Source organism: Fontibacillus forbon (assembly GCF_046559655.1).
Taxonomy (GTDB): Bacteria; Bacillota; Bacilli; order Paenibacillales; family Paenibacillaceae; genus Fontibacillus.
In genome coordinates, this window is the sequence record NZ_JBKGFV010000002.1 from 705,315 (window position 1) to 727,691 (window position 22,377).

Consider the following 22,377-nt stretch of genomic DNA (forward strand, 5'->3'; position numbering starts at 1 on the left):
CATGGCATCACTAGGCGATAAACCGAAAAGCTTTTTTAGGAAACTAACCCATTACCGCAATTTTGAGTATATTTTGTTCACGCTGATCATTTTTTTCAAACTGCATCTTCTCCACGACAATCTTCACGCCCGGTACATCGACATGAATCTGCTGGATGACGTGATCGCCATCGGCTCCATCCTGCTGGTCTCGTTCTGGACGCTCTGGCTGCCCCGTCGGGGCCGGGCCTTTGCTTTGATAATCCTGAATTTACTGCTGACGGCACTTATTTTTTCGGATCTGGTCTATTACCGCTACTTCGGCGACTTCATTACGGTTCCGGTACTGTTGCAAGCAGGCCAGGTCGGTGAGTTGGGTGACAGCATCCTGTCTTTGATCCATGCCAAGGACCTTTGGCTTATCTCAGACTGGATCATTTGGTTGGTGATCAAAACAGCTCTCTTCTTCTATCGGCGCAACACAAGCACAAAACACTACACCGGAAGCCGGCGCTCCCGCGCGTTCTACGGAACAACCCGTAACGGCCAAACGCTAACCTGCCGATCGCGCTGGTTGTCCCGTTTGGTCACGGGCCTCGCCGTCTTTGTACTCGGTTTTGTCATTACAATGGGGCCGATCCGTTTCTACGCCAAAACGTGGGCGGTCGGGCTTTTCGAGGGCGGCTGGTGGAACATTTCGCTATACAATGTCACCGGTCTGCTTGGATTCCATTACTATGACGCCTACCGTTACGCCAAAGAGCATCTCGGCGGCAAGCCGGAGCTGTCGGACCAGGAAAAGGAAACCGCTCGGCAATGGTTTGAAGACGCTGGCGACGCCCGTAACGAGAACAATGACACTTTTGGGGCTTACAAAGGAAGTAACGTCCTGGTCGTCCAGGTGGAAGCGTTCATGAACTTCATGATCGGAAAAGAGATCGGCGGGGAGGAAATCACCCCGAATTTCAACAAACTGATGCAGGAAAGCCTTTATTTTTCAAACTATTATCACCAAACGGGGCAGGGAAGAACTTCGGATGCGGACTTCTCCTCGCAGAGCTCCTTGCATCCCCTGCCAACCGGGTCGGTTTTTGTGCGGTATCCGGACCACTCGTATGATACGCTGCCGCAAATTCTTGGCCAGAACGGCTATGAAACCGGCGCTTTCCACGCTTACGAGGGCAGCTTCTGGAACCGGATCAATATGTACAAAGCTATGGGATACGACCATTTTTACAGTAAAAAAGATTACAAGATGGATGAATCGCTCGGCTGGTCGCTCGGGGACAAATCATTTTTCCGCCAGTCGCTTGGATTCATGACTAATGAACAACAGCCTTTTTATTCATTTTTGATTACGCTGTCCAGCCATCACCCCTACTCTCTTCCGGCCTCGGTCCGCCAGCTTGATACGGGGGAATTCAAAGATACGATCTTCGGCAAATATCTGGAGTCGATCCATTATGCGGATGCCGCTCTTGGCGAACTGGTAGAGGGTATGAAACAGGACGGAATCTGGGATAACACCATCCTTTATGTATACGGGGATCATGACAACTCGATCACGGACAAGGCCGATTATGAAAAATTCCTCGGCAAGCCGCTGAACGAGCTCGACATGCATCAAATCATGAATCAGGTACCGCTGCTGGTCCATCTGCCCGACGGCAAAAACAGCGGAATTTACGATCAGGCGGCTGGGCAGCTCGATATGGCTCCATCGCTTCTTCATCTGTTGGGGATTCCGAGTGATTCCTATTACATGATGGGCAATAACCTTTTCGCCTCCGGGGGCAAATTCGTCGTTTTGCGCTCCGGGGCTTTTACGGACGGAAAACTGTACTACATCCCTTCCCCGGACAATCTTTTTGAAAACGGGACCTGCTACGATCTGTCTACCCGAGAAAAGACGGATATCGAGAAATGCCGGGTTCCGCACGAAGAAGTCAAGAAACGGCTGCAGATTTCCGACGATCTGATCATGACCGATTTGATTCCGGAGCTGCGAAACAACCAAGACATTCAAAATCGCTAAATAAAACAAGGACCTGAATTCCGTTACCAAGGGAACAGGTCCTTTGTGCATCAGTTATCAATCACCTTCTAGGGGGCTTTAGTGCCTGCTAAAGGATGTAGCTTGGACAAAAGGATTGTTCTATACTGGTAGAAGTAGCAAAAGCAGCATCACTATTCTTAGGAGGCGTAAAGCATGGACAGATTCGGAATGAACGTCAAATTTACGACTAAAGCAGGACAAAGGGACACCTTGGTGCAAATCCTGCTGAGCGCCGCAGCCGCAATGGAAGCGATCCCTGAGTGCGAAAAATATATAGTCAGCGTATCGGATTCCGAGCCGGACACGATCTGGGTGAATGAGATCTGGAACGATGCCGGGGCTCATAAGGCTTCATTGGACCAGGAGGCCACTAAAGTCTCGATTCAGCAGGCAATGCCGCTCATCGCCGGAGTCGAGTCTTTTCAGATCAAGCCCGTTGGCGGCAAAGGATTGTAACCCATGACAAAATCCATCGTAGAAAAACTCAATTTGCACAAATACAAAAAAGCCGCTGTTTTAAATCTGCCTTCTGGGGCCGACTATCTGGCGGAATTGCCGACGTACGATCATGAACTTGCCGAAAGCAAGTACGACCTTATCTTTGCCTTTGTGCTGGATATGGAATCTTTGAAGCAGCTTACGAACCGAATTATCGCCGAAAACCGCCTTGAGAAAGACGGATATCTGTTCATGGCTTATCCGAAAAAGGGTAACAAAATATACCCTACTTTCATTCACCGCGATGATTTATTGGACGGGCTGGGTGCGGACGAAGACGGATACGTTGGAACGAGCGATATCAAATTTGCCCGTATGGTAGGACTAGATGACGTCTTTACGGTCGTGGGTTTGAAAGAGGCTGCTTCAAGCAAACATCAGGCCAAGACCGCAGCGAGTCAGCGCGTAGATGATTATGAAGCAATGATCCCGAAGGTGGAGCAAGATTTGCAGGAAAACGCGGAATTACTTACCTTTTATCGGTCATTGACACCGGGTTATCAAAAAGATTGGGCCAGATACGTTTACAGCGCCAAACAAGAGGAGACGAAAACCAAGCGCCGGGAAGAGATGAAAACCATCCTTGGTGCAGGTTATAAGAGCCGCGAACTATACCGAAAAGAACAATAAGTCCAGGTGTTCATTCACATATGAAATCCAGCAAAAAGCCGCCCTGATCCGAGGATCACGGCGGCTTTATTTTTCACGCTTATTCTTTAGGTTTCTTTACAAAGGGCGCGGCCTTCGCCAGCACTTCGTCCTCCGTCGGTCCGCTGACATAGCGGCCGTTAATATAGACGAAAGGTCTTTTGCCGCACGGTCCGCAATACGATTTGCAGCCGATTTTGATCTCGGCGTCCGGCGCCAATTTCTGCAGCTTCGGCACAAACGTCTTCATGCGGATATGATTGCACTTATCGCATATTCGTATATCGTTAGCCATGCTTTTCCCTTCTTTATCGTATGCTGATTAGTGATCTCCGTGGTTTCCTTTGGAAGGATTCGTAATGACAAAGCCCTCTTGCGGGAAATACAGATAATCGATCTTAACGCCATCCAGCAACGGCTCGTCCTTATCGATAATCACATCGATTTCCTTGTCGGTCGATACGATATGGTCGTTTTCTTTCGGCTTGACCAAATCCATGCCGTAGTGAGCGTGGTCTCCATGAGCATGCGTAATGAGCACCTTCAAAACCAGCCCTTTATTCTCTTCCTTGTCCAGCTCTTTCTTTATCACTTTCGCCGCATTGCGGGTAATCTTGACGCTCATATGATCTCTCCTGTCCTGTCCAAAATAACATCCTCAACATTCCTATTGTAAAGAATCATCGTCTATCGTGCAACATTACTTTGTATGCAGATCGGGCAAGGCCCGTCCTTTTCCAAGGCACAGAACTTCTAGTTCATTAATTCAGTCGTTTCACCTCGGGCCGGTCTTTCCGTTCCGCCCGTGACACGAACCAGTTCATTAACAGCATCGTTACTGCCATGTCATCGATCGGGATCAAGGGCAGTACGTCCGGCAACACCCAATATAATAAGGCGGGTACCACAAGAAGCAACTTGTCCGTGAAAGGAACCCGAGGAGAACGCAATAACCCGGGAAGCCGGCGAAATACATGCGACCAATGGCGCAATGACCAGATTTTTGACCATTTCATTGCCAATCCCCCCTTATATAAGTAACATACCCTTTTTTCATAGTAATCAACTTTAATTTTATTATTGCAAAAAGTAACTTTCTTGTCCAAATCCGGCAGCATGCTAATAACGAATTGAAATAATTATGAGGATGAAACCCGTTTGGTCGCCTATTGCACAACTTTCTTCGATGTCGAACTTAGAAAAGCGGTCCCGCCGGGCTAGGGAACTAGTAATATTCAAAAAAAGCTGCGCTCATCACACGAGCCCAATCCATAGTGCCGTCCCAGGCACGGTGCGACTCCGAAAAGAAGGAGAAGCCGTTCTTGATCGTGGGAGGCCAGATAAACTGTGTTATGTTGGGGAATAAACTACTAGATTGGATTTTTCCAGCGAGGCTTAATTGTACCGGGCGTTGAGTAGCTTGGTTGGAGATTTTCCAGCGAATTACGGGTAAAGGGCGCTTGTGTAGTGCTTGATTGGAGAATATCCATCTAAAATTGTTACTATACCTGCAAAAGGGTCCATTTCAGCATTTTACGTTGGAAATTTTCCAACGAAGCAGGTCACCTTCCTCTGAATTCTATTTCTCATTGGAAAATATCCAATGGGGCGAAGGAGAAATCAAAAGTATCGGTCTCTGGCTGAGACACATCTCTTCATAGACTACTCCTTGCCTGGATCCACCTCAGAAAGGACAGAAAAATCCGGAGGTAAGCCCATCTACCCCCGAATAAATTCCGCCAAAATCGGCGCCAAGCCCTTATAGATTTCGTCAAACTGCTCCACGGGCAGCGGGTTTACACCCTCCCCCGCCTCAACGGTAAAACCGGGTCTGCGGAACTCGTCGATGAACCAGTCCTTGTAGCCCGCATCGCTCCCGCTAAGCTTGACGGCGCGGTACCCGCCAACGCCACAGCCGTTGCTACTGCCGTCGCCGCCGGCCGCCGCTGCAAGCCGCGCGGCCATGGCTTCCGCTTCCCGCGGCTCGCGGTCGCGGTAGTTCCAATAAATCTCCTTGCCCTGCGTGTGCAAGGAGAGCACCCGGCTGAAGCGCTCCGCGCGCGTCAGCTCGGCCAGCGCGGCCGCCTCCGGCTCGCTGAGCGGATGCGGGCCGCCGTAGTCCTGCGGCGCCGGGGCCGTCAGCCCCCGGCGCTCCCGCTCCAGTTCCCAGCAGGCCGGGAACTGGTCGTTCAAATCGACGCCGCGGATATTGGCCTTCCAGCGGCGAAAATCCCCGCTGCCGCCGTTCCACGCGGCCAGTTCCTCCGCCCAGGTACAGCCGGGCGGGATGCCGTCCTGCGCCAGGTCGGCGCCGTCCGGGTTCGCCATCGGCACCGCCCAGAGCGTGACCGCGTCCAACTCGCAGGCATGCCCTGCACCGCGCCCCGCGGCCAGCTCTTCCACGAAGCGGAGCAGCAGCGGAGCCGTGATCCACTCATTCGCATGGACCGCGGCATTGATGTGCACCGGCTCGGGCCCTTTCCCCAGGATTAGCGCATATAACGGCTTTCCGAGCACGCTGCTTCCGATTTGACGGCAGCTCAAGCCTTCATAGATTTGCAGCAAAGCATTCATTTGAGCCATAAAGTCGGCATTGCGATATCCTCCACGCTCCATCGTGACAATGGGACGACGAATTTCATCTTCTGCGGCAGCCAGATTTTCCAAGCCCCCTCTCCAAATTACATCATCCAATTCGCGAGAACATCCTACACCGAAAATTTGCGGTACTCCCCTACCCGGCCCCAAGGCGCATTCCAAAAACAATCAACGCCAAGACAAACAGATGGACCGGATAAAAAGACCGCCACACCCAGGACGGCATACGCCAGGACTCCAATCTTCTCCAGATGCCTGGCCCGAAGGCGATAATCAGCGTCGGCAAGAGGCTGACCATTTGAATGACCCAGCCGTAAGACAAGAGATAAACGATATTCAGCAGCAAATGCATCAGCAGCATTTGCGTGGAACGCGCATATTTGAATATAAGCACCAGAAGCAGTCCATATGCCCCGTAATCAAACGGAAGCACCTCCATGACAATGCATGCGCCTGCTTTAACCAGAACCGACAGGGGCCCCGGCTTGATGCTGTCCAAAAGCCGCAGCACGAGCATAGCCGCCAGCAAGGTCGCGACCACGTTCAAACCGTCATTCAGTACCAATTGATAAGGGATTTGGGACACGACCGCAATCAACAGCAGCCTGATCGCATATCTTCTAAAATTCGAAGTGCGCGCGTAACCTTGAACAAGCGCATAGGCATAAATCGGAAACGCGATTCGGCCGATCACTCTCCATAACAAGTCGCCGGGAAAAAACAGCAGTCCGACATGGTCGATCAGCATCGTTATCATGGCAATCAGCTGCATAAGAATACTCCTTTTTACTTAAAAATGATTTCTTTTTAAAGCAAATTTGCTTACACTGAAATTACAGGTTGATGCTTGCTAAATTGATGGGGGAATAACCATGTATTTATTTATCGTGAACAGGAATTCCGGAAACGGAGGAGGCTACCGGGTTTGGAAAAAAATCCAGGAGATTCTGCACCACCGGAGCATACCTTATGATTATATATTTACCCAGAGCGCGGAGGAAGCGCATTCATATCTAAAAGACCAGCTAGCCAGCAAAACCGGCTGGAGCGCGGTGGGCGTCGTTGGCGGGGATGGAACGATCCACAGCCTGCTGCCGGCCATGCGTGATTCGGGTGTTCCACTCGCCGTCTTTCCGGCCGGTTCCGGCAATGATACAGCCCGAGGCTTCCGCATTCCGAGGAAAACGGCCGCCGCACTGGATATCATGCTGGAGGGGATGCCCCGGAACGCCGATCTTATCTCCATCTCCGGCGGAAGTACGCTTACCGCGCTAGCCGTCGGTTTTGACGCCGAAGTGGCGCATAATGTAAACCGCAGCCGTTACAAAAAAATATGCAACTGGTTCGGCATGGGCCGTCTTGCCTACGTTATCGGCGTCTTTCATACGCTGCTCACATTCCGCCCCGCTCCGCTGACCGTCGAATGCGACGGAAAAGAATACGCGTATACGTCGGCCTGGCTAGCAGCAGTCAACAACGTGACCACCTATGGGGGCGGACTTTCGATCTGCCCTGAGGCTAAACCCGATGACGGGTTGCTGGACATCTGCATCGTTCACGACTGCTCGCGCTTTAAGCTGATGCTGCTGTTTCCTACGCTGCTGTTCGGCAAGCATACCCGTTTTTCATTCGTAAGCATGCTCCGCGGGCAGAACGTCACCGTCCACAGCAGCCTGCCCAGGCTGGCTCTCGGAGACGGCGAACATGTTACTTCGACCCCGCTCACCGCATCGGCGGATCCAGGAGCCTTACGGGTCATGTGTCCGCATACCCTTGCCGTATAACTGACTCTGTACAAAAAAACCTTTGGCGGGAATACTCCTGTCCAAAGGTTTTTTGTTTCATCTGGAAGGATTCGAGACCTGCCAGACGATGGGCGTCAGTTCAATTTGCTTGCCCAGCCATTGTAGCGCGATTTTACGGAACATTTCCGGATCCCCGCTGCAGAAAAACTGGTGAACCGGAATGTCGCTTCCCCGTGCCAGCCGTCCTTTTTGATGCAGTACCGTGCTGATCTCCCTGGCGGTCTCATCTGCGGAACTGATGAGCTTGACCGCAGGACCCATCACCTGGTTCATCGTTGTTTTCAAAAATGGATAATGAGTACAACCCAATATCATACAATCGATCGGGTACTGTTTAATTTCGCGAAGCGCTTCCTGGACAACCTCCAGCGCTTCCGGCATTTCGTAACGTCCCTGTTCCACCAACGGAACCAGCGTGGGACAGGCCTCACTGACGATTTCAATCGCCGGATTCAGCTCTTTTAGCGCAGCGGTGTACGCGCCGCTCCGAATCGTGCCGATCGTCCCGATGACGCCGACTTTCCCCGTCTTGGTCGCGCTGATTGCTGCACGCGCCCCTGGATAAATGACGCCGATGACGGGAATCGAAACTTTGGCTTGGATATAATCCAAAGCCGCCGCTGTTGCGGTATTGCACGCGATTACGATCATTTTAGGGTCGAATTGAATCAAAAAATCTACAATTTGCTCGGTAAACAGGCGCACCTCTTCAGAGGAACGGGGTCCATAGGGGGTGCGCGCGGTATCCCCGAAATAAATAATTTTTTCTCTAGGCAACTGTCTCATAACTTCTTTGACGACAGTGAGGCCTCCCACGCCCGAGTCTAGTATTGCGATGGCTTGCTGCACGAACATACCGCTTCCTTTTGCCAAAATTTGAATTGCTTTTTCTCTTCTACTTTATGTTTTTTCGGCATAAAGCGTACCTAAATCTTAACTTAATTTATATTGCGGTACAACCAAAAGGGCTGCTGCCATTTTTATCCTTAACGCAACAAAAAGACCCTTTCGGGTCTCTTTGCATCTCAGGTTCCGAAATTTACAGTTTTTGTTCCGGGTCCGTATCCACTGCCAGAACGGTATCTTCAGCAAAAGGTTGAGTGGCATCGGATTCTCCAGTTGCCGCAGCTTCAATCGCCGTTTCCTCCGCTACTCCGATCAAGGCCGTTTCTTCGGGAGCGGATGTCTCTTCTTCCCCGAAGGAAGAAATCAGCACTTCCTTGTCATCGGCTTCCGCTGTCCCCTTGGCTCCACGCCATGCCTGGAAATCGCTCACCAGGCCCTCAGCCGTTTCCTTGACCTTGCTGGCCAGTTGACTGCTCTGTTCGCTGACTTTCCCGGCTACTTCCTGAGTTTTCTCCCCAACCTGACGTGCCCCATCGGCGATATCCTTACGCAGCTCGCGTCCGGGTTTCGGAGCAAACAACAACGCTGTCACCGAACCTACGATCGTACCGATGGCGGCACCCCAAATCCAACCTTTATTCCCTTTACCCACGTTTCATCTCTCCTTGTCAGGCACATGCCCCGGTTAACATGACGGGAAGTGATTCCCCTTCACTCAAATCAGGGCGAATGCCTATATCGTTAATGTATTATAAGCAAAACGGGCTTATCCCGTCACACTTCTTTACAAAAAAAATGGGCACCTGTTATGACGTGATTCCTTCCTTGTCCAAATACTCTCTCACACGACGGGAAAAATCATCCAAAACCTTCGGAAGACGTCCTGCAAGAGCATGACTTCCGCTCCGATCCCAGTCAAAATACTCCTGAACCAGCGGTTTCCGCAACCGGACCAGTTCGGTGAGCACCTGAAACAGCCCGTCATCGATTACTTTCTCGTCATGCATGATTTCTACGATATCCTCGTAGCTGCTGGCATCGCGCATAATAAACCCGTCGATCAAGTAACTCCCCACATCCGTTACGATTTCGATCGCCAAATGAAGCGCCCTTTCTTCGGCATAACGCTCAAGCAAGGCAGCACTACCAGTCGACCCGGCAGCCTCAAGGATTTGTACCAGCTCGGGAAGCACGTTCAGCCGGCGTTCGATTTGTTCCCGGTTTACATAGTACATCGCGTTCTCCCCCGCTCTTATTAAAATTCGAAGTCGACTGCAACCTGGCTTTCGCGTACTTGGGACATATGCTCGATCACTTTCTTATGCTCGGGATGGACCTGATACCCTTCAAGATCGTCGAGAGAATCGAAGGTTGCCACCAGGGCAATATCATAGGAACGGGCGGATTTGACGACGTCGATGCCTACTTCCAGCTCCCTGAGCTGCTCTACCTTGCCTTGCAATCCTCTCAGCACACCCGCCGTAATTTCAATGCTTTCCGGCGACGAGTCCTTCAATTTAAACAACACGATATGCTTAATCATTCCGCAATCTCTCCTTCAACGTTAGTGGCCTGCCCGGCCTTTGGCATGTCCAGATTCTCTAAACAAAATATATCATAACGGCATGACGCAAGAAAGGAAGCATTTGGAGATAAGCTCCTATTTATCATCGGAGCAGTTTATGCCCTGCCATAAAAAAAGCAGCCGGGGCGTTTCGGCCGCCGCGCTGCTTGGGTTAGCGAAGAAAATGGCTCCATGGGATCATGCAAAAAAATTAGGGAGGTATTTCCGGTGAGCTTCCAACATCTCGTCCAGCAGCACTTTCGCCACGGAAACCGAAGGTACCAGCGGGTGATGAACCATCGCTTGCAAGGCAAGCCCCCGGTCGCCGCTGACCGCGGCATCGATCGCCAGGCTTTCGTAAGTTTTAACCGCATGAAGCAGGCCCTTGATTTGCTGTGGAACATGTTTTGGAGCGAGCGGGATCGGACCTGCCGAAGTGACGACGCAGTTGATTTCGATGCTGGCATCTTCCGGGAGAAAATCATAGATGCCCCCATTCGGTACATTCAGGGTCTGAATATCGTTCCGTCCAAGATATAGCGACTGCATTAATTGAACCGCGGCCTCGGAGTAAAATGCGCCGCCCCGTTGTTCGAGCTGCTTCGGTTTCTCTTCCAGAGACTCGTCGGCATAAAGCTCGAACAGTTCTTTCTCCACGCGGCTGACGACATCGGCGCGGGTCCCGTCTTTTTCAAGCGACGCTATTTCCTCTTCAAGCATTTCCGACGTCATATAGTAGTATTTCAAATAGTAGGTCGGGATCGAAACCAGCGACTGCAAAAACTCGGGATCCCAACCCAAAGTGGGCACATTTTTGGCGGTGTATTCGCCTTTACCCATCAATAGCTCGGGCAATCGCTCTTTGCCGTCAACCAGCGCCGAGGTCACCCAGTGTAAGTGATTAATTCCTACGAATTCAGGCAGCACTTGGCTCTCCGGTGTCTGGTACGCTTCGGCCAAAAATTTCTTGAAATTGATAGGGGAATTGCACAGTCCGACGGTTTTCACCCGCGAATATTTGGTTACCGCCTCCGTAACCATCCCGGCCGGATTCGTAAAATTCAGCATCCAGGCGTTCGGTGCGAGCTCTTCGATATCGCGGCAAATATCCAGAATGACCGGAATGGTGCGCAGCGCTTTGAACATCCCGCCTGGGCCCGTCGTCTCCTGACCGATGACGCCATGGGAGACCGGAATATGCTCATCCAGCTTTCGGGCTTCCAATTGCCCCACGCGCATCTGGGTCGTAACGAAGTCCGCTCCCCGGATCGCCGTGCGCCGGTCCATCGTCAGATGAACCTCCATCGGCACCCCCGATTTTTTCACCATTCTTTTGGCCAGGTTCCCGACGGTTTCAAGCTTTTGCCTTCCTTCTTCGATGTCGACCAGCCAGAGCTCGGAAACCGGCATATCCCCGTAACCTTTGATCAAACCTTCAACCAGCTCGGGCGTATAAGAAGAGCCCCCGCCAATGACTGCTATTTTGATTCTCCGTTGCTCTTTCATCACTTCGCATCTCCTCTCAAATCTTCGAATGAAACCTGTTTCAGATTTTGCATGACCACGGGTCCCGCCTGAACTCCGGCTTGGTCCATGGCGCTAAGCACGGCCCCGGCCACCGGTTCCATGGCAATACGGGTAATCCTCGCAAAGGGAGCTGTCTGGAGCACTCTTTTCGCAAGCGCATCCTGCATGATGCCCGGTACGCTTTTTGCCAGCACGCTGCCGCCCAATACGACATCGAACTGTTCCTGCTCCATTCCGAGTCGTTTGATTAAAGCCGCCGCCGCATTACCGAGCTCCACCCCCTGTTCGGCAAGAATGCCTACGGCCACTTCGTCTCCCTGGCCTGCCGCCCGGAACATCAGCTCGGCCAAATGGAGCGGCGGGGCATAGCCTTCGTCCAGAGCCGCATTCAGCATATCGGGAACACTTGCGAATCCCGTCGCCTCCAACACCATGTCATGAAGCAAAGTAGGCCTTCCGCGGCCGTCCCAGGCACGAATCGCTGAGCGGAAAACGAAATTGGCCATATCCCGGCCCGATCCTTGCCCGTCTCCGAATAAATAGCCGAAGCCCCCGTACTGAACCTCTTCTCCCGCCCGGTTTCTTGCTGCCGCATTGAATCCGGTGCCGCTGATAACGACGGCTCCGTAAGAACGGTCAGTACCGGCACGCATGGCGATCATGGTGTCGCAGGCGATGGCGTGTCTGGGAAAACCGAGCCTGGCGATTATCGGACGCAGGACCCGGTAATCCGGTTCCCGGTCCGCCCCGGCAAGCCCGAAATAGGCTGATGTAACCTCGTCCCGTTTCAATTTCGCCTCCCGGAGCGCGCTTAAGCACGCTAATGCAATATTATTTTCCGCATCCAATGGATTGGTTTGATGATTTCCGTTGCCTGCCACTCCCCTACCGAGTGTTTCCCCCTTGGCGTTCACGATTAAGCAATAGGTTTTGCTTCCTCCTGCATCTACGCCCAAATAATATTCCATCCCGCATCACTCCTTCTTTACCAGCATACAAAAAGAGCTATCGCAAATCTTCTGCAATAGCCCTCAAAAGTGATACTATTTTACTGTTTTGTGACTTTCTCCTTCATTTCCTCCAAGCAGCCTCCTTCTTAAGGCACTTGGCGATATTCCTACATGATGAAGAAATAGACGGTTAAAGTTGGACAAATTTCGAAACCCGCTGGCTTCGGCAATTTCAAGGATGCTGAGTCCCTCCTGCTCCAACAATGAGACTGCATATTCGAGCCGAAGCTGCACCAAATAGTTCATAGGTGACGTTCCGGCGATTTGGCTGAACAAAGCGCTGAAACGCGAAGGGCTTAAATGGACGAGGCCGGCAAGCTGATTTAGCGTCCAAGGCTGGGCCAGACTCGAATCCATCTTTTGAATCACCTCGCGGATTTGCTCCAGGTGCTTCGCGCTAACCCGACCCGAATCGCTTTGTTCAGCCCGGAAACGACGATTAATCTCGGTCAGGAACAACAGCAAAAGGCCCCGAATCGCCGAGATGTAGGACGGCTGCCCCGATTCGAATTCCCGCAGCATGTCCTTGACGTAACCGCCCAACAAGGCGGCGGAAGGGTGATTATGGGAAATCCGGTTCGGAAATTCCGTCCCGGTATGGCGAAACGGCATTAAGATATCGTGATCGTATCTTTGTTCGGCCCCAAGCAGGGCTGGTTCAAACATCACGATCACCATTTCCAGGTTTTTTCCTTCATATGCACGGTGCAGGTCTTGGGAGTCGATCAGGAACAAATCCCCCTGCTCAAAGTGATATTCCTTACCGTTAATGACGTAAATACCGCTGCCGCCCGATATCCAGTTAATCTCAAGCGCCCGGTGCCAATGCAACCGCTGAAACGAAGGAGACACCCCTCGTGAGCTTGAAATCGAGAACGGAAATCGCGGGGGCAACATAATTTTGTCCGGCTGAATATGCAGCGAAGATGAATTTGAAGGTTTCACCTTATATCCCTCCCAAGATATAACCCATAAGCGAAAAATTGCAACGTATTCTTATACTCATATTCTTATTGAACCATACCGTCCAAGTCGGCACAATAGCGGCGCAAACCCGCTGGAAAACATCCCGCTCCGCCAGTGTCGCGCGGTTGTCCAATCTCTATGAAACTATCGAACATATCATATATTGTCTTCGGCTTATTAGAATACCGGAGATAGAATCTACAACAACGAGGAGGTGAAGATTATGAGAGTATTACAATTCCTGTTGAACACCCCTATCCGCAGGCGTATTAGAACTCTCCAGGCTAAATATGAACTCTTGGCCGACCAAGTGGAACAATTGGAACTTACCCTGGAAGCCTCCAGGTTTCCGGACTTGGAGACTAGAGAGAAACTGTACATGTCCATGGGTAAACCTTTGACCGTGCTGGCTGGTGATTCCGTCATTCAGGGAATTTTATTTTCGATCCAAGACGAGTCGCTCGAATTGCGCGATGATTCCGGACAGTTTGTCATGATCCCTTTCCCTAGAATCACTGCCATTCGCTTCTAACCGCAGGCCCTTTCTATCCGGTAAATGCTGCCGGATATTTTTTTTCACAAAACCCTTGACATCTAGCAAGCATTTTTATAAAATAAAATAGTCGCTCACGGGGCCTTAGCTCAGCTGGGAGAGCGCATCGCTGGCAGCGATGAGGTCAGGGGTTCGATCCCCCTAGGCTCCACCAAATTACTTTTTATGGATCGTTAGCTCAGTTGGTAGAGCATTCGACTCTTAATCGACAGGTCCAGGGTTCGAGCCCCTGACGATCCATAACCAAAACGGCAGAAATGCCGTTTTTTTGTTGTCTTTTTCCCCTGATCCCTTAGCGGGTAGCGGGCTGTACGGTAAAGAAAAGAGGAGAGCCTTCGCTCTCCTTCTCCACTTCCACCGATTCCGGCGGCTTCTATTTATCATATGGTTCGATCGTTTGAATCGTACCGTCCTCGTTGTATTTAAGTTCGGTATATTTTACGCTGCGTTTATTGTCCGCGCCGCCCGACAAGGAACTGTCATGGTAGAATAGATACCATTTCTCCTTGAATTGGACAATGGAGTGATGGGTCGTCCAGCCGATGACGGGGTTAAGAATCGTTCCTTGGTAGACGAAAGGTCCCAGCGGATTTTGGCTGGTGGCATAGACGATCTTATGCGTCGAACCGGTAGAATAGGATAAATAATAAGTTCCGTTATATTTATGAACCCATGGACCTTCGAAATATCTTCTCCCTTCGTCTCCCGCCAATATCGGATTGCCCTCTTTGTCCACGATCGAGATTTGTTTGGGTTGATCCTTGAAGGTTAGCATATCGTCGTTTAATTCAGCTACGATGGGGCCAAGTGCCGGTTCATTGGCGGCTGGGCCTTCCGCATCGGGCACAAAGCTACCCGTCTGCCACTTCTCGAGCTGACCTCCCCAGAGCCCGCCGAAATAGATGTAAGCCCTTTCGTCATGGTCCATGAAAACGGCCGGGTCGATACTAAAGCTGCCCGGGATGTAGTTCGGCTCTGGTTTGAAAGGTCCGGTAGGAGATGAGCCGGTGGCTACCCCAAGACGGAAAATATCGTCCTGATCCCTTGCCGGGAAGAACAGATAATATTTGTCGTTCTTGAATGCCGCATCCGGTGCCCACAATTGCTGCTTCGCCCACGGAATATCTCTCAAATGCAGGGCTTCTCCATGATCTACGCAAACCGCACCTTCATCATCCAGGGAGAGGATATGATAATCTTCCATATCGTATTGGTCGCCATTGTCGTTCGACTCCATCACATGATCAAGGTCATGGGAAGGATAAATATAAATTTTGCCTTCGAATACATGCGCGGAAGGATCTGCGGTATAGATATGAGTTACTAAAGGCTCATTGAACTTTGCGGGTTTTGTCACGTCATTTCCTCCTAATATTGTTGAAATGCCTCCATCTCCATCCTATCAAACAAAGCCGAGACAGTGAATGCTCGAAAGTATAGGTGATATCCCAAAAACTTTACATCTTTTCGCCCGATTTGCTGCGGATCATCTCGATAAAATTACGGACAGCGGCCGGAAGAGGTTCGTTTCTGCGCGTACAAACCGCTATCGTGTTTATTAACCGGACATCTTCGACATATACACGGCTCTGGAACAGCTGGATTGTATGATGGAAGAGGGAGTCGAACCATTTGACTTCATTTTTATCGATGCCGATAAACCTAACAATCCGAACTATTTGAAATGGGCGCTGCGCTTTTCCCGTCCAGGAACGGTCATCACGGGCGACAATGTCATCCGTGACGGTGAAATCGTGAATGATCAGGCAACCGATCCGCGCGTCATTGGAGTTAAGCAATTTTTCGACCTGATGGCAGGTGAGCCGAGTCTTTCCGCGACAGCGATTCAAACCGTGGGCAGCAAAGGCTATGACGGCTTCTTGATCGGGATTGTCACGGATCCCATTCATAACCCCGGCAAACCTTGACACTAGGTTGTCAGGGTGATTCATGTACAATATGAACTGAAAGAACCCTGAAACCTTCCGTTTCAGGGCTACCTTATCTTTTTGATGATATTGGATCAATATTACTTTCAGGAGGCTTGATCATGTCCGATTTGCCTGCCAATCTACCATTGCCAGCCGAAGACTTCGATTCCTGCGTCGTACCCGGCACTATCCTAGATATACGAACGCTAAACCGGTCGCTGCTAGCCAGGCAAATGCTACTACGGCGCGAACAGATTGCGCCTTTAGATGCCATCGAACAACTTGTCGGCATGCAAGCCCAAGCCCCGAACGCGCCATACTTCGGCTTGTGGGCACGGCTGGAAGGCTTTCGCCAGGATGAGCTGTCCCGGCTCCTCCGGGACAAGCAGGCCGTGCGACTAGCGCTTATGCGCTCCACGCTTCACCTGGTCTCCGCCCGCGATGCGCTACGGCTGCGCCCCTGGGTGCAGCCTGTCCTCGACCGCGGGCTCAAGGGCAGCTTCGGCCGGCAGCTTGCGGGCTTGAACGCCGACGCGGTCGCTGCGGCTGGCCGTACGCTCATCGAGCGGCAGCCGATGACCTTCAGCAAGCTTGGCGGAGAGCTGGCCGAACTCTGGCCCGAGCGCGATCCAGATGCGCTAGCGGCGCTCGTCCGCACCCGCCTGCCGCTGATCCAACTTCCGCCGCGCGGACTCTGGGGCGAGAGCGGCCAGGCCCGGCACACGACGGCGGAGGTGTGGTTTGGCGGACATCAGGCCGAAGTCGGAACGGCGACCGAAGATGAGGAGGACTCCTTCCTGCTTCGGTATTTGGCTGCGTTCGGCCCCGCTTCGATCAAGGACATACAAACCTGGTCCGGCCTGACCCGGCTTATCGGGAGCGTACAAAGGCTCCGCTCCCGCCTGGCCGTTTATCGCGATGAAAACGGCACCGAATTGTTCGATCTGCCCGATGCCCCGAGGCCGGATCCGGAAACTCCCGCTCCGGCGCGATTTCTAGGCGAATACGACAACATCCTGTTGTCGCATGCCGACCGGCGGAGGATCATCAGTGAGGCGAATTACCGGCATGTATTCACCAAGAACGGAATTATCCGGTCCACCGTTCTGCTTGACGGATTCGCTGCGGGAATCTGGAAACTGGAATCCAAACGAAGCATCACAACCTTAGTGATCGATCCCTTCGAAACGCTTACGGAAGATGAGTCGGAAGCGCTACACCGGGAGGGAACCCTGCTCTTAGATTTCGCCGCGCCAGAATGCATTTCCATCAATATCAGGATAAATCCGACACTCGATCGATAAGCCGATAAGCGTTGAAGATGCCGTTACGGCCAAGGAACAAGACTCACCTGCGGCAGCAAATCGCGGATCTTTTCTTCCGTAGCCAGATCGTCGGAGAAAGCAGTCGCGCTTCCCGACGCCACGCCGGTGCGGAACGATTCAAGCAAATCTCCGCCAAGCGCTAATCTGCCCAAAAAACCGGCGATCATCGAATCGCCGGCCCCGACGGAATTGCGCACTATTCCCGGGGGAACCTTTGCGTAAAACACGGTATCCGGAGTGATCAAGAACGCTCCGTCTCCCGCCATGGAAACAAGCACATGCTTCGCTCCCAATTCAAGCAGCTTCCGGCCATACAGGACGATCCGGTCTCTGGACTCCAGAGACACGCCAAACAGTTCGGACAATTCATGATGATTCGGTTTCACCAGCAGCGGCTGGTGTGCCAGGGCTCTCATTAGCGGCTCACCGGTCGTATCGATTACAAACTCGGCTCCCGCCTCCCGGCATACTTCTATGATTCTGTCGTAAAAATCGCCGCCAAGCGATGGCGGAACACTGCCCGAAAGCACGACTATGTCTTCTTTTTGAAGACAAGACAGTTTTTGCAGTAAGTTTTCGCGTTCAGCGGGTGTGATATTGGGTCCTTGCCCGTTTATTTCCGTTTCTTCCCCATGTTTAAGCTTAATATTAATCCGCGTTTCCCCGGCGATATGTACAAAATCGGTTTTTAGCGATTCCGCCCGCAAAAATTCCTCGATATGCCGCCCGGTAAATCCGCCGACAAATCCAAGTGCGGCATTATCGGCCCCTAACCTGTTCAGCATGCGCGATACGTTGATGCCTTTTCCTCCCGGAAGCTTGAGATCCCGGTTCATCCGGTTCAAACCGCCCAATTTCAGACCCGGAACTTCAACGATGTAATCAATCGACGGGTTTAGCGTTATGGTGTATATCATGAATAATCCCTCACTATATTTTTATCGAAATGATCGACCCGAAATCCGGTAAGGCTTTGTTAGCCAATCCAGAACGGATTGCCGTATCGGAGACGTCGACATAGTTAAGTTAAACTTAACACAAAGATTGCAGAATGGGGACGGATTTATTCATGATCTCTACCTCCTGCTCTTTTTCAAATCGATAAATACAGGTACAATAGATAAGATTAGTAAAAATTTAAGACAAGCACTATTTTCCGAAAGAAAGGAAAGACTCCAACCCATGATCATTAAACCTCGAACCCGCGGCTTTATTTGTACGACGGCTCATCCGGAAGGATGCGCCCGTCAGGTGGAGCAGCAGATTGATTACGTAGAAAAACAGCCTGCCATTAGCGGGCCAAAAAATGTGCTGGTGATCGGAGCCTCCACCGGATATGGCCTTGCTTCGCGCATTGTTGCCGCTTTTGGAGCCCGGGCAAACACGGTCGGCGTTTACCGGCCGAGCGCCGCAAGCGCAACCCGGACCGCGTCTGCAGGATGGTACAATTCCGCCGCGTTTGAACAAGCCGCCCAGGCAGCGGGACTCAAATCATTCAGTGTTACGGGAGACGCTCTTTCCGCCGAAACGAAGTCAAAAACCGCCGAATTGATATCCAGAGAGCTCGGGCAGGTCGATCTGGTCATCTATAGTGTGGCAACGGCACGGCGCACAGACCCGGCTACCGGCCAGAATCGCAACTCGGTGCTGAAACCGATCGGAAAACCCTACAGTAACAAGACGGTGAACTTCCATACGGGAGAAATCAGCATGGTGACCCTGGAGCCTGCGTCAGAGCAGGAAATTGCCGATACCGTTCACGTAATGGGCGGTGAGGATTGGCAGGATTGGATCCATGTACTTGAGAATGCGGGCGCGTTGGCCAAAAATGCCGTCACCGTCGCTTACTCTTATATCGGATCGCAAATAACGCTCCCCATTTATCGGGAGGGAACCATCGGTCAAGCCAAGGACCATCTGGAGCATACCGCTCAAGAACTGACCACGCAGCTGTCCGGGATCGGCGGCCGGGCGTACGTGGTCGTAAGTAAGGCCCTTGTGACTCAGTCCAGTTCCGCAATTCCGGTCGTTCCGCTTTATATGTCCGCGCTGTATAAAACGATGAAAGAGAAAGGTATTCATGAAGGCACGATTCAGCAAATGTACCGTTTGTTTGCCGACCGGCTTTACGGCCAGAATACCCCTCCGCTCGATGAAGCGGGCCGGATTCGGCTGGATGACTGGGAAATGCGCGATGACGTTCAGGCTGAAGTCACAAAGCTCTGGGATGAGCTGAACTCGGACAATATATATCAACTGTCCGACCTGGAAGGATTCCGGCGCGAGTTTTTCCAGCTGTTCGGGTTTGAAGTGGACGGCGTGGACTACGAGGCAGATACCGATCCTGTCGTCGAAGTGCCTAACGCCAACTAAATCTAAACTAAGGGAGCCTCTTCACAAGGCTCCCTTTTTTTGATTTTGATATTGACTTTAAGCAGTAACTGTATTTCCTCCATCTAATTTTTGAATTATTACCCTCGGATGAGAATTAACTGTATAACCTGCTGTTAATTTCTCCCGATCGGCTCTTCAAGACGCAAAAGTCTGATTTTAGATGGAGGTTTTACAGTTATATTGCGAAATCCAGTAACTTCCGTTTAATTAGCTGTAGGTTTTCCAGTTAAATTCAGGCGGCGGTTGGCTTGGTGAGCATGTCGGGTTTCATTGGCTCGGTTGGCTCAGTTTGCTCAGTTTGCTCGGTTGGCTCGGTTGGCTCGGTTGGCTCGGTTAGTTTCGTTAGCTTGGTAAGCCTGATTCGCAAATGTCGCCAAGTTAGGATCACTTCCATATAACCAAAAACGGCTGGGCAAGGACAAAATCTCCCTGTTCCAACCGTTATTTATATGCTCAATCGTATCGCTATTTTTGGACCCACGTGCAAAATATAATACTACAAGAGAAAGTATAAGTCTATACTTTTTTTAAGTTGCTTCTATACTTAGAGATATTCTTACTAGAGGAGGCAACGGGTATGGCAGTGATCAATGAAACCGAGGCTGAGGAAAGAGCCTATCTGGAGACCTTGCTGGGCAAGGTCCGTCAGGCGATAGAACAAATAAATGAAGGTATCTCCTCCTCCTACCGGGAAATCATCGAAGCAAAAAAATACGTCTGGGAAAACATCGGCCAGTTGGACCCGGCGGAACGGGCGGCAAACCGGATCGAGATCGGATGGAGTATCGATGCCGGCGAAAAATCGAAGGACAAACTAAGAAAGCTTTACAAGCTCGAGCAGTCTCCATTCTTCGGCAGAATCGATTTCCGGCGAGACGACGAGAGCAAGCCTGAGCCCTACTATATCGGAATTCACTCCTTTTCCGAAGGGGATAGCCAAACCAACCTGATTTACGATTGGCGTTCCCCCGTAGCCAGCCTATTTTACGATTTTGGCATAGAACGGGCAGCTTTTCAGGCACCTGAGGGCAGGATTGATGGTGAAATCACATTAAAACGGCAATACAAAATTAAAGATGAAATCCTCGATTATATGATCGAAACCTCGCTGAACATTAACGATGATGTTTTGCAAAAGGAACTCAGCGGCAATGCGGATGAAAAAATGAAAAACATTGTAGCGACGATCCAAAAAGAGCAAAACGCCATTATCCGTAACGAGACTTCGAAAGAACTTATCATCCAGGGAGTGGCCGGATCCGGGAAAACCTCGGTAGCTCTGCATAGAATCGCCTTTTTACTTTACAAATACAAAGGATCGTTAAGCTCAAAAAACATTCTGATCCTGTCCCCCAACAAAGTGTTCTCAGACTATATTTCAGGTGTGCTCCCGGAATTAGGCGAAGAAAATATGCTGGAAACCGGATTTCAGGACCTGGCGGCCGGGGAACTTACGGGCGTCTGCCCATTCCAGACGTTCAATCAACAGGTCGCGAAACTGACGGAGCATAACGATGACGGGACGAGAGAACGGATACGGTATAAGGCCACAGCCGATTTCGTTAAAGAAATGGAGGCGTTTATCGCCTACGCGGATCAGGCCTTCTTTTCGCCGGAAGATATCGCTGTCGATCCATTTTTTATCTCTAAAGAGGAAATAAAGAGCGGTTACGAATCATTAGGCAGGATGCCGCTCAAGCCAAGGCTGGACAAACTCGCCGCCCAGCTTGCAGCCCATTGCAGAAACTCGGACGGAGACAAGCCCGACCCTTCCAGCGCCAAAAAAATCAAAACAGCGGTGAAGAAAATGTTTCGCTATTCCGGTCTTCTTCCGCTCTACAGGGAGTTTTACAATTACTTAGGAAGACCCGAGCTTTTCAAATATTCGGTACCGAAAACAAAAACCGTCGAGTATTGCGACGTATTTCCTCTCGTTTACTTGAAACATTACTTTGAAGGATTAACGCCCTATGAGTTTGTAAAGCACTTGCTCGTGGATGAAATGCAGGATTATTCGCCGATTCAATATGCCGTTTTGTCGATTTTGTTTGCCTGCAAAAAGACGATTTTAGGCGATGCCAGCCAATCGGTTAACCCGTATTCCTCCTCTTCGCTTCCGGAAATCAGCGGCATGTTCCCCGGCGCGGAAACCGTGGAGTTGAACAAGAGCTATAGATCGACTCTGGAAATCACGAGCTTTGCCAAAAAAATCAAACCCAATGATGCCTTAATCCCGGTCGAACGGCACGGCAAGGAACCGCAAATCCTGAAATGCCTCGATGCTTCGGAGCAATTATTGCGGATCGGAGAGCTGATGGATGATTTTTTGACTTCGGAACATCATTCCATGGGGATCATATGCAAGACGATGAAGCAGGTCGAGGAACTTCACGCCCATTTGAAAAAAGACCGCAAGCCTGTCTTTCTGCTCGATTTTAACAGTGTACAATTCCATGAGGGAGTCATTATCACTACAGCGCATTTGGCCAAAGGTCTGGAATTCGACCGGGTACTCATTCCATTTGCCGATGCCGAAACCTACAATAACGAACTGGATCAAAGCCTTCTGTATATTGCCTGCACAAGGGCTATGCATCAATTAAAATTGACTTATTCCGGAAACCCGAGTCCTTTGATTTAATGGACATCCGAAAACAAATAGCCGCTGCATACCGGT

22 protein-coding genes, 2 tRNA genes and 1 pseudogene are annotated in these 22,377 nt (G+C 51.0%); 11 read left to right on the plus strand and 14 right to left on the minus strand.

What is annotated here, in order from left to right; translation table 11 throughout:
* The first annotated feature begins 1 nt into the window (after position 1).
* From ACLB09_RS10205 to ACLB09_RS10215, 3 genes are all read left to right on the plus strand, one after another.
* Positions 2–2,014 (plus strand): LTA synthase family protein, encoded by a 2,013-nt coding sequence (locus tag ACLB09_RS10205; protein WP_410769707.1) that lies wholly within the window; start codon positions 2–4, stop codon positions 2,012–2,014.
* Between the two features lie 174 nt (positions 2,015–2,188).
* Entirely contained in the window at positions 2,189–2,491 is a 303-nt protein-coding gene (locus tag ACLB09_RS10210) for a putative quinol monooxygenase (protein ID WP_410769708.1), read from the plus strand.
* A gap of 3 nt (positions 2,492–2,494) precedes the next feature.
* A complete protein-coding gene (locus tag ACLB09_RS10215) occupies positions 2,495–3,163 on the plus strand; it encodes a YdeI/OmpD-associated family protein (RefSeq protein ID WP_410769709.1) in 669 nt (222 codons plus the stop codon).
* A 79-nt stretch (positions 3,164–3,242) separates the two neighbouring features.
* On the opposite strand, the gene ACLB09_RS10220 is transcribed toward ACLB09_RS10215, so the two are convergent.
* From ACLB09_RS10220 to ACLB09_RS10240, 5 genes are all read right to left on the minus strand, one after another.
* On the minus strand, positions 3,243–3,476 hold the full coding sequence (locus ACLB09_RS10220) for a YuzB family protein (protein WP_114496305.1): 234 nt from the start codon (positions 3,474–3,476) through the stop codon (positions 3,243–3,245).
* Positions 3,477–3,503: 27 nt separating this feature from the next.
* The gene (locus ACLB09_RS10225) at positions 3,504–3,806 is read right to left on the minus strand and encodes a HesB/IscA family protein (protein ID WP_410769710.1); all 303 of its coding nucleotides are present in this window, start codon (positions 3,804–3,806) and stop codon (positions 3,504–3,506) included.
* 136 nt (positions 3,807–3,942) lie between these two features.
* On the minus strand, positions 3,943–4,197 hold the full coding sequence (locus ACLB09_RS10230; protein WP_410769711.1) for a hypothetical protein: 255 nt from the start codon (positions 4,195–4,197) through the stop codon (positions 3,943–3,945).
* Between the two features lie 703 nt (positions 4,198–4,900).
* On the minus strand, positions 4,901–5,875 hold the full coding sequence (locus ACLB09_RS10235) for a M14 family metallopeptidase (RefSeq protein WP_410769712.1): 975 nt from the start codon (positions 5,873–5,875) through the stop codon (positions 4,901–4,903).
* Between the two features lie 40 nt (positions 5,876–5,915).
* Complete coding sequence (locus tag ACLB09_RS10240) at positions 5,916–6,551, minus strand: TraX family protein (RefSeq protein WP_410769713.1); 636 nt, start codon at positions 6,549–6,551, stop codon at positions 5,916–5,918.
* Between the two features lie 100 nt (positions 6,552–6,651).
* Between ACLB09_RS10240 and ACLB09_RS10245 the strand changes: the two genes are divergently transcribed.
* Positions 6,652–7,563 (plus strand): diacylglycerol/lipid kinase family protein, encoded by a 912-nt coding sequence (locus ACLB09_RS10245; RefSeq protein ID WP_410769714.1) that lies wholly within the window; start codon positions 6,652–6,654, stop codon positions 7,561–7,563.
* 57 nt (positions 7,564–7,620) lie between these two features.
* Here ACLB09_RS10245 and racE read toward each other — a convergent pair whose 3' ends face one another.
* The 7 genes from racE to ACLB09_RS10280 form a co-directional block, all read right to left on the minus strand.
* Positions 7,621–8,439, minus strand: coding sequence for a glutamate racemase (gene racE, locus ACLB09_RS10250; RefSeq protein WP_410769715.1), 819 nt, complete (start codon positions 8,437–8,439; stop codon positions 7,621–7,623).
* A 184-nt stretch (positions 8,440–8,623) separates the two neighbouring features.
* Positions 8,624–9,082: a YtxH domain-containing protein gene (locus ACLB09_RS10255; RefSeq protein WP_410769716.1), complete on the minus strand. Its 459-nt coding sequence runs from the start codon at positions 9,080–9,082 to the stop codon at positions 8,624–8,626.
* Positions 9,083–9,236: 154 nt separating this feature from the next.
* Entirely contained in the window at positions 9,237–9,665 is a 429-nt protein-coding gene (locus tag ACLB09_RS10260) for a DUF86 domain-containing protein (protein ID WP_410769717.1), read from the minus strand.
* A gap of 20 nt (positions 9,666–9,685) precedes the next feature.
* Positions 9,686–9,973: a Dabb family protein gene (locus tag ACLB09_RS10265; protein ID WP_410769718.1), complete on the minus strand. Its 288-nt coding sequence runs from the start codon at positions 9,971–9,973 to the stop codon at positions 9,686–9,688.
* 219 nt (positions 9,974–10,192) lie between these two features.
* Positions 10,193–11,500, minus strand: a complete 1,308-nt coding sequence (locus tag ACLB09_RS10270) for a 6-phospho-beta-glucosidase (RefSeq protein WP_410769719.1) — start codon at positions 11,498–11,500, stop codon at positions 10,193–10,195.
* Positions 11,500–12,489 (minus strand): N-acetylglucosamine kinase, encoded by a 990-nt coding sequence (locus tag ACLB09_RS10275; RefSeq protein ID WP_410769720.1) that lies wholly within the window; start codon positions 12,487–12,489, stop codon positions 11,500–11,502. The genes ACLB09_RS10270 and ACLB09_RS10275 overlap by 1 nt, the downstream gene beginning before the upstream one ends.
* Positions 12,490–12,564: 75 nt before the next feature.
* A complete protein-coding gene (locus tag ACLB09_RS10280) occupies positions 12,565–13,476 on the minus strand; it encodes an AraC family transcriptional regulator (protein ID WP_410769721.1) in 912 nt (303 codons plus the stop codon).
* A gap of 244 nt (positions 13,477–13,720) precedes the next feature.
* Between ACLB09_RS10280 and ACLB09_RS10285 the strand changes: the two genes are divergently transcribed.
* The 3 genes from ACLB09_RS10285 to ACLB09_RS10295 all read left to right on the plus strand — a co-directional run bounded on the left by ACLB09_RS10285 (position 13,721) and on the right by ACLB09_RS10295 (position 14,290).
* A complete protein-coding gene (locus tag ACLB09_RS10285) occupies positions 13,721–14,029 on the plus strand; it encodes a hypothetical protein (RefSeq protein ID WP_410769722.1) in 309 nt (102 codons plus the stop codon).
* 99 nt (positions 14,030–14,128) lie between these two features.
* A tRNA-Ala gene (locus ACLB09_RS10290) sits at positions 14,129–14,204 on the plus strand.
* 13 nt (positions 14,205–14,217) lie between these two features.
* Positions 14,218–14,290 (plus strand) — tRNA-Lys (locus ACLB09_RS10295).
* 133 nt (positions 14,291–14,423) lie between these two features.
* Here the strand turns inward: ACLB09_RS10295 and ACLB09_RS10300 are convergent.
* Positions 14,424–15,407, minus strand: coding sequence for a glycoside hydrolase family 43 protein (locus ACLB09_RS10300; RefSeq protein WP_410769723.1), 984 nt, complete (start codon positions 15,405–15,407; stop codon positions 14,424–14,426).
* A gap of 229 nt (positions 15,408–15,636) precedes the next feature.
* Between ACLB09_RS10300 and ACLB09_RS10305 the strand changes: the two are divergent.
* Positions 15,637–15,978 (plus strand): annotated as a pseudogene (locus tag ACLB09_RS10305) (O-methyltransferase); the annotation flags it as partial.
* Between the two features lie 236 nt (positions 15,979–16,214).
* Positions 16,215–17,285 (plus strand): winged helix DNA-binding domain-containing protein, encoded by a 1,071-nt coding sequence (locus ACLB09_RS10310; RefSeq protein ID WP_410769724.1) that lies wholly within the window; start codon positions 16,215–16,217, stop codon positions 17,283–17,285.
* Between the two features lie 23 nt (positions 17,286–17,308).
* Here the strand turns inward: ACLB09_RS10310 and pfkB are convergent, their stop codons facing one another.
* Complete coding sequence (gene pfkB / locus ACLB09_RS10315) at positions 17,309–18,223, minus strand: 1-phosphofructokinase (RefSeq protein WP_410769725.1); 915 nt, start codon at positions 18,221–18,223, stop codon at positions 17,309–17,311.
* A gap of 265 nt (positions 18,224–18,488) precedes the next feature.
* On the opposite strand from pfkB, the gene fabV reads away from it, so the two are divergent.
* Positions 18,489–19,679: an enoyl-ACP reductase FabV gene (fabV, locus tag ACLB09_RS10320; protein ID WP_410769726.1), complete on the plus strand. Its 1,191-nt coding sequence runs from the start codon at positions 18,489–18,491 to the stop codon at positions 19,677–19,679.
* Between the two features lie 598 nt (positions 19,680–20,277).
* Positions 20,278–22,341 carry a HelD family protein gene (locus tag ACLB09_RS10325; RefSeq protein ID WP_410769727.1) on the plus strand — a complete coding sequence of 688 codons (2,064 nt, stop codon included), beginning with the start codon at positions 20,278–20,280 and terminating at the stop codon, positions 22,339–22,341.
* Positions 22,342–22,377: the final 36 nt, after the last annotated feature.

Bases quoted from the DNA above. Each gene is read 5' to 3' on its own strand.
- ACLB09_RS10265 (WP_410769718.1), bottom strand. From the start codon at position 9,973: ATGATTAAGCATATCGTGTTGTTTAAATTGAAGGACTCGTCGCCGGAA.
- pfkB (WP_410769725.1), bottom strand. From the start codon at position 18,223: ATGATATACACCATAACGCTAAACCCGTCGATTGATTACATCGTTGAA.
- ACLB09_RS10275 (WP_410769720.1), bottom strand. From the start codon at position 12,489: ATGGAATATTATTTGGGCGTAGATGCAGGAGGAAGCAAAACCTATTGC.
- ACLB09_RS10230 (WP_410769711.1), bottom strand. From the start codon at position 4,197: ATGAAATGGTCAAAAATCTGGTCATTGCGCCATTGGTCGCATGTATTT.
- ACLB09_RS10205 (WP_410769707.1), top strand. From the start codon at position 2: ATGGCATCACTAGGCGATAAACCGAAAAGCTTTTTTAGGAAACTAACC.
- fabV (WP_410769726.1), top strand. From the start codon at position 18,489: ATGATCATTAAACCTCGAACCCGCGGCTTTATTTGTACGACGGCTCAT.
- ACLB09_RS10210 (WP_410769708.1), top strand. From the start codon at position 2,189: ATGGACAGATTCGGAATGAACGTCAAATTTACGACTAAAGCAGGACAA.
- ACLB09_RS10220 (WP_114496305.1), bottom strand. From the start codon at position 3,476: ATGGCTAACGATATACGAATATGCGATAAGTGCAATCATATCCGCATG.
- ACLB09_RS10270 (WP_410769719.1), bottom strand. From the start codon at position 11,500: ATGAAAGAGCAACGGAGAATCAAAATAGCAGTCATTGGCGGGGGCTCT.
- racE (WP_410769715.1), bottom strand. From the start codon at position 8,439: ATGTTCGTGCAGCAAGCCATCGCAATACTAGACTCGGGCGTGGGAGGC.
- ACLB09_RS10285 (WP_410769722.1), top strand. From the start codon at position 13,721: ATGAGAGTATTACAATTCCTGTTGAACACCCCTATCCGCAGGCGTATT.
- ACLB09_RS10260 (WP_410769717.1), bottom strand. From the start codon at position 9,665: ATGTACTATGTAAACCGGGAACAAATCGAACGCCGGCTGAACGTGCTT.
- ACLB09_RS10215 (WP_410769709.1), top strand. From the start codon at position 2,495: ATGACAAAATCCATCGTAGAAAAACTCAATTTGCACAAATACAAAAAA.
- ACLB09_RS10245 (WP_410769714.1), top strand. From the start codon at position 6,652: ATGTATTTATTTATCGTGAACAGGAATTCCGGAAACGGAGGAGGCTAC.
- ACLB09_RS10310 (WP_410769724.1), top strand. From the start codon at position 16,215: ATGCTACTACGGCGCGAACAGATTGCGCCTTTAGATGCCATCGAACAA.
- ACLB09_RS10225 (WP_410769710.1), bottom strand. From the start codon at position 3,806: ATGAGCGTCAAGATTACCCGCAATGCGGCGAAAGTGATAAAGAAAGAG.
- ACLB09_RS10240 (WP_410769713.1), bottom strand. From the start codon at position 6,551: ATGCAGCTGATTGCCATGATAACGATGCTGATCGACCATGTCGGACTG.
- ACLB09_RS10325 (WP_410769727.1), top strand. From the start codon at position 20,278: ATGGCAGTGATCAATGAAACCGAGGCTGAGGAAAGAGCCTATCTGGAG.